This is a genomic window from Paenibacillus sp. FSL H7-0331, assembly GCF_001956045.1.
The window spans coordinates 472402-487406 of sequence record NZ_MRTH01000001.1 but is presented as its reverse complement, the minus strand read 5'-3'; the positions used below and the strand labels follow the sequence as shown (position 1 = coordinate 487406).

At 47.0% G+C, this 15005-nt stretch carries 9 protein-coding genes; 8 read left to right on the top strand and 1 reads right to left on the bottom strand.

The genetic code is table 11. The features are described 5' to 3' along the window. Positions 1-117 precede the first annotated feature (117 nt). From BK127_RS02200 to BK127_RS02175, 6 genes are all read left to right on the top strand, one after another. Positions 118-2250 carry an alpha-amylase family protein gene (locus BK127_RS02200; protein ID WP_076228106.1) on the top strand — a complete coding sequence of 711 codons (2133 nt, stop codon included), beginning with the start codon at positions 118-120 and terminating at the stop codon, positions 2248-2250. A gap of 200 nt (positions 2251-2450) precedes the next feature. Continuing rightward, a complete protein-coding gene (locus BK127_RS02195) occupies positions 2451-4361 on the top strand; it encodes a PrpR N-terminal domain-containing protein (RefSeq protein ID WP_076228104.1) in 1911 nt (636 codons plus the stop codon). Positions 4362-4521: 160 nt separating this feature from the next. Then, entirely contained in the window at positions 4522-5841 is a 1320-nt protein-coding gene (locus tag BK127_RS02190; protein WP_076228102.1) for a four-carbon acid sugar kinase family protein, read from the top strand. A 58-nt stretch (positions 5842-5899) separates the two neighbouring features. Continuing rightward, positions 5900-6892: a 4-hydroxythreonine-4-phosphate dehydrogenase PdxA gene (gene pdxA / locus BK127_RS02185; protein WP_076228100.1), complete on the top strand. Its 993-nt coding sequence runs from the start codon at positions 5900-5902 to the stop codon at positions 6890-6892. A gap of 65 nt (positions 6893-6957) precedes the next feature. Next, positions 6958-8226, top strand: a complete 1269-nt coding sequence (locus BK127_RS02180; RefSeq protein ID WP_076228098.1) for a nickel pincer cofactor-dependent isomerase, group 22 — start codon at positions 6958-6960, stop codon at positions 8224-8226. Between the two features lie 131 nt (positions 8227-8357). Beyond that, positions 8358-9338: an aldo/keto reductase gene (locus BK127_RS02175; RefSeq protein ID WP_076228096.1), complete on the top strand. Its 981-nt coding sequence runs from the start codon at positions 8358-8360 to the stop codon at positions 9336-9338. Positions 9339-9454: 116 nt separating this feature from the next. Here the strand turns inward: BK127_RS02175 and BK127_RS02170 are convergent, their stop codons facing one another. Continuing rightward, on the bottom strand, positions 9455-11401 hold the full coding sequence (locus BK127_RS02170; protein WP_076228094.1) for a methyl-accepting chemotaxis protein: 1947 nt from the start codon (positions 11399-11401) through the stop codon (positions 9455-9457). Positions 11402-11668: 267 nt separating this feature from the next. Here BK127_RS02170 and BK127_RS02165 point away from each other — a divergent pair, with 267 nt between their 5' ends. Next, positions 11669-14146 (top strand): S1C family serine protease, encoded by a 2478-nt coding sequence (locus tag BK127_RS02165; RefSeq protein WP_076228092.1) that lies wholly within the window; start codon positions 11669-11671, stop codon positions 14144-14146. Positions 14147-14221: 75 nt separating this feature from the next. Beyond that, positions 14222-14995, top strand: coding sequence for an SDR family NAD(P)-dependent oxidoreductase (locus BK127_RS02160; RefSeq protein ID WP_179097354.1), 774 nt, complete (start codon positions 14222-14224; stop codon positions 14993-14995). The last annotated feature ends 10 nt before the right edge of the window (positions 14996-15005 follow it).

Below are 15005 nucleotides of genomic sequence, written 5' to 3'. Positions count from 1 at the left end.
ATGTCTTATACAATCATAAAATCCGGAAACAACAGCAATTGGAAGAATACTTCGGTCGCGCAGCGGAACTTATTCACGGCACTTCTAAAATAAATGAAATATTGGAGGAACAACAGCATGACTGAAAATAAACAATGGTATCAAAAGCAGCTGCGGATATTGCAAACAGTACTGCGTGAGCCGGATGTAGTTGATTATGACGCTGGCTCCGTCGTTAATTATATGGAACAAATACGTGCGAACTGCATCATTATTAATGGCGGCGGAATCGTCGACTTTTTCAGACATAATCTCGTTACGGCGAATCCGAATCCCTTTATGACCAAGGAGGATTTGCTCAAGGATCTGGTAGAAGCGGCTCATGCCAAAGGAATTAAAGTCGTGGTTCGTGTCGATTTCCGTGGTGTGGACAAGAAAATCTATGAGCTGCGTCCCGATTGGTTCGCTGTCAATGAAATCGGTGAGCCGAAGACACGCGATAATCCGCTTCACTCCGCAATTTTTCAGCCTTGCTACCAGAGCACCTACCGAAATGAGCATGCGTATCGGTTCATCGATGTGCTGTTTGAAAAATATGATATTGATGGGATTTGGGAAAATTCCTACAGTCAAGGTGGGATCTGTTATTGCAAGAGCTGCTCGGACCGATTCCGTAAGGAAACCGGTCATGAATTGCCTCGTGGCGGTCAATTCACGGATAACCATTACGATGAGTACCGCGATTGGAAAGCAGCCTGCGTGATGGAGCATCTTCGTGATTGCCGTGCAGTTGTTAAGAAATATGGCGAAGAAAAAGCCTATGCGGCTGAAATATTCGGTTTATATCATGATCGCTTTAAGTCGGATGGACATGATCTGTATACGATCAAGGACCACTTTGATTTCCTGGTCACCCCTTTGTTTACAGCCAACCATGAGCCTATGAACGGTCCTTCGACGCTGATTAAATTTTTGAAAAGCTTGTCGCCAGATAAGGTTCCGGTTATGCTGTTTGGCCATCTGGGCACGAATAATGATTTGCGTTATATTTCCTCCGCCAAGCAGGAAACAAGGTTATGGATGTGGGAGGCTATCAGTGCAGGGGGTTCATTCTGGAACTGCGTATTTAACGGACAGCATCCGGGCGCAACCTATGACCGCAGAAATGCGTTACTGAGCGCCGATATTTACGATTATATGGAACGTAATGAGGACTTGCTGAACGAGCAAACAACTGTTGCTGAAGTCAATGTCTTATATTCACGCGCAACGAATGCAGCATTCGGTAACCCGAATCGGAGCAAGGATGCCTATTTGACACATTTAATGGGTCTGGAGCAAGTATTAAATGATCAGCATATTCAATATCGGCTGCTGACGGATGATAAGCTCAGTCTGGAGACACTCCAAGCGGCCAAAGTGCTTATCTTGGCAAATGCTGCATGCCTGTCTGATGAGGAAGTCGAAATCATCCGCAGCTATGTACGCGGTGGCGGCAAGCTGATTGCGACCAACCTGACCTCGTTCAGTACGCCAGAGGGTAAAAACCGTCCTGATTTTGCATTAAGTGATGTATTTGGCTGCTCGTTTACAGGCAGTGTCAAGGACAACTCCCAATATGGCTATCAGTATGTAAAAGAAGCTCACGCTTTGACTAAAGGCTTTGAGGATACTCAACTGCTTGCGAGCTGGAGTGATCAGTATCTGGTTAGAACGAATACGGATACAGCACAAGCTTTGCTAACGTATGTGCCGCAGATTTTCCCGCAGCCACCGGAGCGCTCGTGGCTCAGAAGCTATGAGACGGATTATCCGACCCTGATATTAAACCCATTTGGTGAAGGAGAATCGATATTCTTCCCTTACGGTGTGGATCGTAATGTGTGGCTCCATGGACATAATGATTTTAGCGAGCTTCTAAAAAACGCTGTGGATTATATGCTGGGTGAGCAACATTTGATCCGCTCGAATGCGCCGCTCAGTGTTCATTTTAGTCTTAATCATAGCGGTACCACAGAGGGAGAATATGTGCTTCATATCGTCAATACGACAGCAGCTCCACGCCGTCCGGTTCTACAGACGATTCCAGTTACAGATATCGAGGTTGAGGTTGTGCTGCCTGTTCAGCAGGTAGCTGAATTCAGAATCCTCCAAGGAGATGCCGGAATTGAACTGGTTCGTACTGAACCTGCTGGCGATGGGCAAATCCGGTTGTTTGTCCGCATTCCGCGTATTGAAGAATATACAGGCATTTATATAGATGCCCGGTAGGTGAAGGACACGCACAAGTAGGAACATATAGGAGTCGGAAAAAAGAGTTGGAAATGCCGATACTGTCTCGCTGCGAGATAGCTCGGCTTTTTCTTTCTGTCTGTTGTATAATCAATATGATGAAATATGCATCAATGATCTGACGGTTTGTAGGCGTAATGTTTATGGACTGTCGTTATTTGAATCATGGAGGGCTTATCATGTTGAAGTTTTTACTAATTGCTCCTTATCGCGGGATGAAGGATCTTTTGGAAGATATACCGGCAGCGCCCGACTACGAGGTTCATGCAGAGGTTGGTGATCTGAAGCAGGGGCTGAACATTGCCAGGACAGCCGAGCTGCAGGGTTATGACGTTATTATAAGCAGAGGCGGAACCGCACAACTAATCCGCAGCCATGTGCAAATTCCGGTGATCGAAATAACGGTCAACGGCTATGATATATTACGTTCGCTTACTTTGGTTAAAGGATATCGGGGGACGATTGGCATCATTGGATTTCCCAACATTGTGGAGGGAGTGGACACGATTGCCGAGCTGCTGGACATTCAGGTCATGACCTTCATTATCCATCATGAGCATGAGGCGGAGGCAGCGGTTAATAAAGCCAAGGAGCTGGGCGTCGATCTCGTGATTGGCGATGTAGTTACGGTGGCCGTCGCCGAGCACTCGGGTGTTCGGGCGATTCTGATAACGTCTGGGCGAGAAGCGCTGCAGGAATCGCTGCTGCAAGCCGAGCAAATGGCTAGAAAGAGGCAAGCAGAAGCTCATCATAGAGTGTTAATGAAATCGATACTGGATGCTTTGCAGCATGGAGTTGTTTATGTCGATGCCAAACAGAACGTGAAATTTTGCAATGAACAGGCTGGGCGTCAATTAGGGGTAATAGCGACGACAGCGGTAAATATGAAATGGGCTGAGCTCATTGCCAACACCTCCACTTCCCTGATTTATACAGATGTAGGTCGTTCTGCAGACAGAACCAAAGGAGCAGACAGAACAGATAGAACAGCTGTACGCAGCAGAACAGATTCGTTTAAAATCCAGCGGGCTAACCCGACAGAGGACCTTATTCTTGTGATAGAGCATTCTTTGGCGGAGCAAGGAACGATCTTTGAGCTGCATGAAAGCCAGGCGATTGAAGGTCTGGAGCGGCGGGCCCGCAAGGTAAGGGAAGACAGGCTTTCACCGCCCAAGAGCAGGTTCCAGCAATTCGTGCAGACGGATCATATCAATGACGCCTATATGGATAAGGCCAAACGTTGGAGTAAACAACTGTATCCGATATTGATTACTGGAGAGCCAGGGACAGGAAAGAAGACATTAGCCGAAGCGTTGCATAATGACAGCCCTTATCAGTCAGGACCCTTTGTTCTGCTCGATGCGGGTAGCTGTACAACCGAGCAGCAGGACGAACAGTTGTTCGGCCGTTTGGACCAGGATAGCTCCTTGCTGCGTCGTGCAGAATCAGGAACGCTGCATATCCAGCGAATTGAGCAGCTTAGTCTTCCTGTTCAGCGTAAGCTTGCAGCGGCATTACAAGCTTCCCATGCAGCTCTGATTCATGATGATCGGCCGCCGTTTCGGTTTATTGCTTCCACAGCTGCAGATTTGGCGCATCAAGTGAATCTGGGTGAATTCGACCAGCAGCTGCATGTACAGCTGCAGATTTATTCGCTTCATCTCCCACCACTCCGCAGCGTAACAACAGAGCTGGATCATATTGTATTTTGGTATTTGGCAGAGATGAACCGAACCTTGGGCAGTCAGGTGCTGGGAATTAAACCAGATGCATTGAATCGGATGACAACATATGAATGGCCAGGGAATTTTGCCGAGCTGCAGCAGGTACTCAAGCTGATTATCGAGACGTGTGAAGGTTCTTTTATTACGCTGCAGCACTTACAGCCGATATTGGACAGCTTAATGAGTAAACAGGACAAGACAACGAATAGCAGTCTGGAGCAGTTGATCGGAGCAACGCGGACCCTGGAGGAAATTGAGGCTGACATTATACGTTTAGTTCTTGAGCAGGAGGGCTTTAATCAATCTGCTACTGCCAAAAGATTGGGGATGAACCGTACCACGCTCTGGCGTAAGCTAAGCCCATGAGTCGTGCCCTGTACGATTATAGCTATTACAAATGTCACAAATTAAAAAAATGTTTAAAAATGAAACACAATTCGTATTTCTTGCCGTTGTATTATGAAACGCTGATTTGATAAGATGAGATCAGACAGCAAGTGGAAAAGGAAAGTAGGCGGGTACGATCATGGATAACGTCATTATTCTTTCTGATGATTTAACAGGGGCAAACGACTCCGGCGTTCAGTTCGCCAAGCACGGAATGCCTACAGTTGTTTGCATCGATGACAGGCAAGTTCTTACGCCGGCTAATTCCGGTACAACGTGTGTTATGAATGTGGAAAGCCGGTCACTTACACCGGAAGCCGCATTCCGTAAGTGGAGCGAGCTGCTTGAAACTCAGGATTTGAGTCAGTTTCAGGTCATTATGAAAAAAATAGATTCTACATTGCGTGGAAATATTGGCAAAGAAATTGAAGCTCTGATGAGCACAGGGCAGTTTGACCTGGCCATCGTAGCCCCTGCCTATCCGCAGAAGGGGAGGCTGACCATAGGCGGTTATCAGCTGCTTAACCAGCAATTGCTTGAAGATAGCGAAATTTCACGGGACCCGAAGTTTCCGATTACGAATTCCAAGATTTCTGATATCATCGGTGCTCAATCTTCGATTTCGGTGGGTGAAGTTGAAATTCGTTCAATCCGCAGCGGCAGATTGGCTATGGAAGTACGCACGCTTCAGCAGCAGGGAACACGTGTCATTGTAGCGGACAGCGCCACGCCTAATGATTTGCAAATCATTGCTGAGCAATTCGCGGGCGAGCGTGTGCTATGGGTAGGCTCTGCAGGGCTGGCGGAAGCACTGGCTAATCGTTATCCCAAGCTTGGATTTCATAGGTTGGAGTCTTACGTTGAGAGGTTTAATGTCGAGAGAACCCAAGACCAGGAGCAGCTTGCCGATCCTACAGCTCCTGTACTCGTTGTGGCAGGAAGTGTCAGTCAGGTTACGAGACAGCAGGTAGAGACACTCAAGCTTAATGGCTTCCGGTCATTGGTGATTGATCCGCTCCTGCTTCTCGGTATTAGCGATCAGGAAATGGCTGAACTCGTACAGGAAGCGCGGCATCTCATTGCCTCAGGCGAGGATCTGGTTGTAACTACGGACATTTCCAATGAGGCCAAAGTTCAAGTGGTTGATTATTTGCAGCAGGCTGGTTTAAGTGCACTGGCTGGCGGGGATCTCATCGCAGACGGTATCGGAAGACTGGCAGCAGCGGTCATTACCCAGGAAAAGCTTGCCGGTGCAGTACTAACGGGTGGCGATATTGCCTACCGTGCCTGCACACATTTGAACATTGCCAGCTTGGTTATTATCGGTGAGGTGGAGGAAGGCTTGCCGCTCTGCAAAGCTGAAGGCAGGGTCTCGATTCCTCTGGTCACAAAGGCGGGGGCTTTCGGAAATCCTAATTCTTTACTGCAGGCAGCACAAGTTATCAGGGATAGAAAGTAGTCATTGCCCAAGCAACAGTCATGGAAAATAATCAGCCAAGCATAAGGAGATATATAGGATGCATAGACCGATAATAGGAATTACGATGGGTGACGCGGCAGGTGTCGGCCCGGAAATTATTATGAAAGCATTGAAGGACCCACAAGTATTTGAAACTTGCAAGGCGATTGTAATCGGTGATGCCAAATTTTTATCAAGAGCCGAATTATTTTTGCAAACCGGTTTGCGCGTTCATTCGATCAAGTCCCCTGAACAGGCATTGGATCAAGCTGGAATCGTCAATTGTCTTGATATGGATCTATTGCCAGAGAGTCTACCCTACGGTAAAGTTTCACCACAGTCCGGCGATGCCGCGTTCCGCTTTTTGGAGAAATCCATTGAGCTTGCAAAGAAAGAGAAGATCGACGCCATCTGTACGGCACCCTTGAACAAGGAGGCGCTGCAGAAGGGTGGACATCATTATCCGGGACACACGGAAATTTTGGCGGATTTAACTGCAACGAGTGATTACGCAATGATGCTGAGCTCCCCCAAGCTCAAGGTCATTCATGTGACAACCCATATGGGTCTGATCGATGCGGTCAAGTCGATAACGGCTGAACGTGTATATTCGGTTATTAAAATGGCACATGACACCCTGAAGAAAGCAGGCTATGAGCAGCCGCGGATTTGTGTATGCGGGATTAACCCTCATGCTGGAGAAAACGGGCTGTTTGGCTATGGTGAAGAGGATGCGGTTATTGTGCCTGCTGTAGAGCGTGCCAAGCAGCAAGGAATTAACGTGGTTGGGCCGTTGCCTGCTGATACGTTATTTTTTCTGGCAGTTCGCGGCGATTACGATATTGTAGTTGCGATGTATCACGATCAGGGGCATGGTCCTATCAAGGTGCTGGGTCTGGATGCAGGCGTCAATATTACGGTAGGCTTGCCGATTATACGTACCAGTGTGGATCATGGAACCGCATTTGATATTGCAGGCAAGGGCATTGCTGATGAAAAAAGTCTTTTGGAAGCGATCCGTCAAGGTATCGAATTAGCGCCCAAGCGGTAGAAGTGATGCCATTGCACACATGCAAGACAATCGAAACCATATCCTAACAAGGAGGAATAAATCCAATGTTGCTGCCAAAGTTTGTGAAGGTCAAACAGCATTTTAATGGGCCCAAGATCGACGATATTGAGGCGGAAATCAGCAAGCAAATGGAAGCTATCCGTTTGTCCGACAAGGTCAAGCCGGGGATGAAGGTAGCAATAACAGCAGGCAGTCGAGGCATCGCTAATATTGCCTTGATCATCAAAAATGTGGTCAATGAGCTCAAGAAGCTTGGGGTCGAGCCGCGAATCATTCCGACAATGGGCAGCCATGGTGGAGCGACCGCTGAAGGACAGATCGAGGTGCTGGAAGGTCTGGGAGTGACTGAGGACTACTGTGGGGCCCCGATTCTTTCGTCCATGGAAGTTACACAAATTGGAGAAACGCCGGCAGGACTAGCGGTTTACGCGGACAATCACATACTAGCCAGTGATGCGGTTATCGTAATTGCCAGAATCAAAGTTCATACCGATTTCAAATCGTCGCAATGGATTGAAAGTGGAATTGTGAAAATGGCCGCTATTGGTATAGGCAAGCACAAGCAGGCGCTGCTGCTTCACTCGTATGGGATTCATGGCATCCGTGATTTGATGCCTGCTGTGGGTCAAGTCACTCTCGATAAATTGAATGTGTTATTCGGATTGGGCATTGTGGAAAATGCTTTCGACCAAACGGCTATTATCGAAGCTATCGAAGCAAAGCAAATTGTTGAGCGGGAGCAGGCGCTTTTGAAAATATCGAAAAGCATGATGCCCAAGCTTCCCGTGGACGATATAGACGTGCTGTTCGTTGACGAGATCGGCAAAAACTACAGTGGAACCGGGATGGATACCAATATAATAGGTAGAATGCGGATTTTGGGCGAGGAAGAGCTGGACAGCCCGAGGATCAAATATATAGTGGCCAGTGATTTAAGTGAGCCTTCCCATGGAAATGCACTCGGAATGGGGCTTGCTGATCTGACAACCAAACGTTTTTTCGATAAAATCGATATGAAAATAACAAATGAGAACGTCATTACAAGCTCATTCATTATGCGGGGAATGATTCCGATGGTCATTGATAATGACAGAGAGGCGCTTCATGTGGCTTTACGCTGTAACTGGGGTATTGAATCGTCACAAGCGAGAATTGTTCGTGTTCCCAATACACTTCATTTGAAGTATGTCTATGTATCAGAAGCGCTTGTACCCGAAATTCAAAAGCTGTCTCATATCGAAATTTTGGGTCAGCCGGAGCCGTTGCAATTTGACGAGAATGGCTATCTTCCGAAAATGGCTGAGCACGACTAGACTCACTTTATTTCAGGTAACTATAGGAATCCAAGTATATTAAATGAGAAAAATGTCAGTTCTTTCTATTCTCTCAATTATTGGTTATGATTTAAGAGGTAGATTACATATACCAAAGGAGCTGAGTATTAATGGAATACACGTTCTTAGGAAGAACCGGACTTAAAGTGAGTCGTCTTTGTTTAGGTACAATGAACTTTGGTCCGTCGACTGATGAGAAGGAAGCTTTCAGTATTATGGATGCCGCACTGGATGCCGGAGTGAATTTCTTTGATACCGCCAACGTTTATGGAGGGGAAAATCGCCGTGGCTGGACCGAGGAAATCATTGGGCGTTGGTTCGCTCAGGGTGGGAATCGTCGGGAGAGAGTCGTGCTGGCTACCAAAGTGTATGGTCCTATGGAGGATGAAAATGATGGTCCTAATATGGAAAGAGGATTATCCACGTACAAAATCCGCCGTCACTTGGCAGCTTCATTAAAGCGGTTGCAAACCGATCATATTGAATTATATCAAATGCACCATATTGCCCGAAGCGCGACTTGGGATGAATTATGGGAGGCATTTCAGGCACTGGTACAGCAGGGAACCGTTGACTATGTCGGCTCCAGTAATTTTGCTGGCTGGCATATCACTTTGGCACAAGCCAAGGCGAAGGAGCGTCATTTCCTCGGGCTTGTATCTGAGCAGCACAAATACAGCCTGTTTTGCCGTGAGCCTGAATTGGAAGTACTTCCGGCTTCGGAGCATCATGGAATCGGTGTGATCGCATGGAGTCCATTGGCAGGAGGCCTTCTGGGTGGCAATGCATTGAATCCGGATGCAGGCTCAAGAACAGCGAATCAGGCCAAGGCTATCGAGAAGCATCGCTCGCAGCTGGAGCAATTCTCCGCGCTGTGCAAAGAGCTGGGGGAAAGTGAAGCGAATGTTGCATTGGCATGGGTATTATCTCATCCGGCACTCACCGCACCGATCATCGGACCACGGACTCTGAAGCAATTTGAGGATACGTTAAGAGCCGTAGAAATCAAGCTCGACTCGGAAACGCTGACCAAGCTGGACGAGATATTCCCGGGTCCAGGCAAGCCTGCTCCGGAAGCGTACGCCTGGTAGCAGCTTGACACATCCATACTTACATCTATACTAAACAGACAACCCTCCAATTTCGCTGTAAAAACGCGATTGGAGGGTTATTTTAATCTCATACAGGCTGGATATGAAGCAAGGCGCTACACTTTAAACTTACCGATAACGTCCTGAAGTTCGTCCGCCATGCCGGAGAGAACTGTTGCAGATGCCGTGATCTCCTCCATGGTAGCGAGCTGCTCTTCGGCCGCTGCCGATACATTTTGCGTACCTGATGCCGTCATATCGGATACCTCCATAATAGTCTCAAACGACTGAACGACCTGCAAAGCATTCGCACACATTTGCTGGGATGAGTCGGACACCTCTTGAATTTGTGTAGATACTTGCCGGATTGATTGCTGAATTTGTGTAAAAGCGTCACCTGCGGTATGGACGGCGTGCAGGCCTTGGTTGACCTCGGTAATTCCGATATCCATAGATTCAACTGCGTTTGCGGTTTTGTCCTGTATGACGGTAATAAGCTCGGCAATGGTTTGCGCTGAACGGGAGGACTGCTCGGCAAGCTTCCTGACTTCGCCAGCAACAACAGCAAAGCCGCGGCCCTGCTCGCCGGCGCGAGCTGCCTCAATGTTGGCGTTCAGAGCCAGCAGATTGGTTTGTTGGGCAATGCTTGTAATAGCGCCGACGATTTGTCCGATTTCCTGTGATCGGTCGCCAAGCTCCTTGATCACCAAGGCAAGCCCGTTAACGGTTTGCTGCATGGACTCCATTTGGGTGATAGCCGAATGAATGGCCACGTTACCTTGTTCAGTCTTCTGGGAGGCGTCCAAAGCCAGAGAAGAGACATTGGTAGCATTAGCAGCAATCATTTGAATACCATCTGAAATATCCTGAACTGACTGGGAGCTGTCTTTTAAAGTCTGGACCTGCTTCTCCGTTCCCAATGCTACTTCCTCAGTGATCTTAGCTACTTGCTCTGTGGCTTGACTGGTCTGTGACGCGCTGGCTGTCAGCTGCTCAGCAGATGCTGCCAGGCTTTCGGAGTTGGAGCCGACCTGCTGAATCATATGCCTCAAATTTTGAAGCATCAAGTTGAAACTGTCGGCAAGCTGTCCGATTTCATTGTTATCCTTGACTGTCACTTGTACAGTAAGATCACCGCTCGACGCTTGTTTAGTAAAGGCGGTCAACTGAATGAGCGGTCTGGCAATTTTATTAGATAAAAAGAAGCCGGCGGCACAAGAAACTAACAATACAATGACAAGTAAAACGATGCTTTGAGAGATGATTTTTGTGTTTTGAGACATTACGGAATCGTAGGATTGAGCATTACCTATAAGCCAGCCAGTCAGTTCATTATAGGTGTAAGAAACCATCATTTTTTGACCATTTTCAACAAAAATTGATGTTCCGTCATTACCTTTCAGGCCCTGTTGGACAAAATCGATTGCACTGATGTCCTTATCTATGTAGTTTTTATCCACGTGAGCCAAAATTTTACCGCTGCGGTCGATGATAAAAGGAATATTACCGTTCTGAGAAAGTTTGGTCACATAATCGCTAAGAAAAGAAAGCTCAATATTGTTAGTCAGGATTCCGGTGACCTGTTTACTTTCATTCAGAACCGGCACGGCTAGGACGATAATTTTATTTCCGGTAGCTTTGGCTATTAATACTTCAGATACAACAGGCTTACCGGTTTGCAGAGATTGTTTGAAATAGTCCCGGTCTGCTACGTTGGTCATAGCCAGATTATCACTGCGGACTTTTTGCTGCCCTGTAACATCAGTGTAATTAAGGACGGCTTCCGGATGCACCTTTACCGAGGCGTTAAGCAGTGTTTTAGCGGTTTCAACTTTGGGTGCCCCGCTCTGAAAGATTTCATTCTGGGCAAGTACCTTTAATAAGTCAAAGTTTTGGTCGATGACAACGTTAATTTCGCTCTTAATCGATTGGGCATTGTCAAGGCTAAATTCGCTGGCATTGTGCTGCAACTCCTGGCTATTCGAGTAAATACTGAAACTGGAAAATACTAACATTGGTAATGAAGCGAATAGCATAAGAACAATGATAAGTTTCTTTTTCACATGATGCCCCCCTGAGATGTACTTGTAAAAAATTAGTCATCTTTCGTACATTATATTGCATAATTCGACAAAAAATCTATTAAATAATAGTCAAGTTCCTGATAAATCTCATAAAATAAGACTAATGGAATAGAACATTCATGATTACAAAAGTAAGTTCTTCCTGTCAATTGCTAATTGTCAATGTATTGGAATTTCAGCTTGATTCTGTTAGAGTATTTATATGGAAAATTAAGCCAATCAAACAAAGGATGGGGAGACATTTAATTGAATTATTTACAAAAAACAGGCAAACGTTTTGTACTGTCAGTCCTTGCAGTGATACTCTTTGTATCCGTTGCAAGCTCGTCAGTTTATGCGGATGCCGCAGCCGACAAGGGAGCTGTTCCCGCGGTTATCGAAAAAACAACCCGATCTGTCGTAGCGATCATCGGTAAGCCTATCGATAATAAAAAGACAGTGGAAAAAAATCGGTATGATCTCGCTCACGGCACTGGAGTTATTGTGAAAAGCGATGGGTACATCCTGACCAATGCCCATGTGGTGAAAAATATGCGTAATATCGTGGTTGTAACTTCTGATGGACAGACGCATCCGGGGAAAACGACGCATTTTGATGAAGAAAGTGATCTGGCACTGGTGAAGATCGAAGCGACGGGCTTGACTCCGGCCGTGCTGGCAGATCCAACGGATCTTAAAGTCGGTGAATCGGTCATGGCGATTGGGACACCGTTATCCTTTGCGCTGCGCAACTCGGTTACCTACGGTATCGTCAGTGGAATGGACCGCTCGGTATTGTCCAAGTATCAGCTGATACAGACGGATGCGGCGATTAATCCCGGCAATAGCGGGGGTGCGTTGGTCAATATGAAAGGACAGGTTATCGGGATCAATACACTCAAGTATGTCCAGTATGGCGTGGATGGTCTTGGCTTTGCGATTCCGGTGGCGACTGTACAGCATGTATTGGACCACTTTTTCAAATATGGCAAGGTGAAGCGTTCTTCCCTGGGATTGGAGCTTGGAGAGAGCTGGGAGGCTGTTGTTGGCTTACCGTCAAGCAATGGTCTGGAGGTAACTTACGTGGAACCGGATTCTCCGGGAGCGAAGGCAGGCATTGTCCAAGGTGATGTGCTGCTGGCTATCGACTCTTACCCAACACGTAATCAGGTAGAATTCAACGAGGCTTTAAAGAACTATTTACCGGAGCAAAAGGTCAGATTGACGCTGCAGTCAAGCGGAAGTTCCAAAATCATCGAGGTTGTTCTGGGGGAAGAGCACTCCAGCTCCGAAACTGTTATTCAGGATGCCGATGGCTCCTATATTGATGCGGACCAAGGCAAAACGTGGATTGGCGATAGCCATTACGGCTGGTCGATGAAATATCCGGCAGGACTTGTTAAGGCCAATGAAGATTCGGGGCAGGGCAAAAGTGTGCTTCTTGTTGATGCCAAAGGCGAGTTTGCCATCAGTATTATCGTTGAAGAAAAGCAAAGCGAGGATATTTCTCCGGTTGGACTCATGAAAAAAATGGCCGATGATGGCAAAGGTACGCTTTTGGAAAAAAGGTTTATCGAGCAAAAGCCGCAATCTTATTTATTACTTGTAAAGAAAAACGAACGTGGGGAATATTACCAAACACGAGCCTTTTCCAAAGGAGATAAAGTTTATTACCTGACACTGATCGTCGAGAAGGAAGAATCCTACAACAACGCGATCAAACGCAACAGCTACAGCGATCTGCTGGATTCGTTCGTGCTTTCTTTTGACGGGAGTAATGCCTCCTTGAAGGATATATCCGCCTATCAAACCGGGAATACGGTGACGACGGAATATGGGCTGGTTTTTGAAACACCTCTGGAATGGAGCAAGCGGGATTGGGGAAACGGTCTGAATTATGCAAGCAAGGACGGTGAGCAAACTTTATCTGTACAGGTGAGTTCGGCCGCATCCGGTGATACATTGAAGGACTGGGTAGCAAGGCAATCAGCGAAATTTAATGATTCCTACACAGAAGGCTATAAGGAAATCGGGGAATCGCATGAAACGGTCATTGGCGGTACTGCTGCTATTGAAAAGCGTTATGCATCCACTATGGGTGATAAGTGGCGTCAGTCCCATGTTATTTATATGATTAAGGATAAATACAAGTACGAAATAAAATTCATGTTTCCAAAAGCCGCAGGTGGCGAAGATATGGATACGCTGATCAGCAGCTTCGAGAAGTCTGCTTCCTTTACCAAGGAAGGCGTCAATCGTTCACTCGGATTTATTCAGGATGAAGAAGATTTGACCGATGTTAATAAAACGTTAACGTATACCAACAAAAAATATATGTACACACTCCATATTCCTGAGGCCTGGCAGGGAGTTTACCAGAGAGAGCTTGATAGTCCATCCGCGCAGTTCAGCTTTAATGGAGGCAGCCTGAGCATATCGGCCGATGACCGTTCGAGTCTTGAGGAAACCATAAAGCGCATTGAGCAGGATCATAAGAAAAGTACCGAAGCCGATGCAAATTACAAAAACTCCGCCGCTGACGAGGAAATGTTGGGTATGACTGTCAGAAAATTCACAACTACGTACAAAAGCAGAAATGTACCCTATACTCTGGTTGAATTTGTATTTGAAAAGAACGGGTATGTGTATTCCGTTCGTGAGCGGATTAATGATGCGGTCAAGACCGAAGGGCAATGGCAGCGGATGGAAAATGCTGTGCATTCGATCCAACTGCTCGATAAGTAAGGATTGGATGAGTAATGGTGACGAACTATCGATGTAATTTCTTGAATCCGTAGTATCAGGAAGGGGACTATGATCATGCGAGGTTTGGATCAGCAGGTAGCCGTTATTGCAGGCGGAGGCAGAGGGATTGGCAAAGAGATTGCCAAGGCCCTGGCCAGCTATGGCAGCAAGGTCATCATCGGAAGCCGTACGGAGGAGCAGTTTAAGGGGACAGCCGAGGAAATTCGCGGGTTGGGCGTAGAGGCGGACGGACTCCCACTCGATGTTCAGGATCAGGCCAGTATTCAGCAGTTTGTTGAGCAGGCGAACCGTATTCATGGGCGAATCGATATCCTGGTTTATTGTGCCGGGACGAACAAGCGAATGCCTGCCGAGCAGTACACAACGGAAGCATGGGATGAGATTATCGGGATTAATTTGAGAGGTGCCTTTTTAACCTGTCAGGAGGTCGGGAAGCGGATGATCGAACAAGGCAGCGGCTCGATCGTGACGATCACCTCGATGCTGTCCCATATCGCTACCCCGAATCAGAGCGCTTATTCAGCCTCCAAGGGCGGTCTGCTGCAATACAGTAAAGTATTGGCGGTGGAATGGGCCAAATATGGAATTCGTGTTAACTCGGTAAGTCCGGGCTATATCGAAACCGATCTCAATTCGACGAACTTTAAACGACAAGCGTTCCGAGACGGTGTATTGGGCAAAACCCCGATGGAACGGTTTGGTCTGTCACACGAAGTGGCGGAGGCGGTATGCTTTCTGGCATCTCCTCAAGCCTCATATATAACGGGCATCAGTATCCCTGTGGATGGCGGCTTCTTGGCAGGACATCAAAATATTGTTATGCTATAGATTCAGTCAG

What these genes read in the sequence shown, in the direction of transcription:
- pdxA (WP_076228100.1), top strand. Translation starts at nt 5,900, where the DNA reads ATGCATAGACCGATAATAGGAATTACGATGGGTGACGCGGCAGGTGTC.
- BK127_RS02160 (WP_179097354.1), top strand. Translation starts at nt 14,222, where the DNA reads ATGCGAGGTTTGGATCAGCAGGTAGCCGTTATTGCAGGCGGAGGCAGA.
- BK127_RS02190 (WP_076228102.1), top strand. Translation starts at nt 4,522, where the DNA reads ATGGATAACGTCATTATTCTTTCTGATGATTTAACAGGGGCAAACGAC.
- BK127_RS02200 (WP_076228106.1), top strand. Translation starts at nt 118, where the DNA reads ATGACTGAAAATAAACAATGGTATCAAAAGCAGCTGCGGATATTGCAA.
- BK127_RS02195 (WP_076228104.1), top strand. Translation starts at nt 2,451, where the DNA reads ATGTTGAAGTTTTTACTAATTGCTCCTTATCGCGGGATGAAGGATCTT.
- BK127_RS02175 (WP_076228096.1), top strand. Translation starts at nt 8,358, where the DNA reads ATGGAATACACGTTCTTAGGAAGAACCGGACTTAAAGTGAGTCGTCTT.
- BK127_RS02180 (WP_076228098.1), top strand. Translation starts at nt 6,958, where the DNA reads ATGTTGCTGCCAAAGTTTGTGAAGGTCAAACAGCATTTTAATGGGCCC.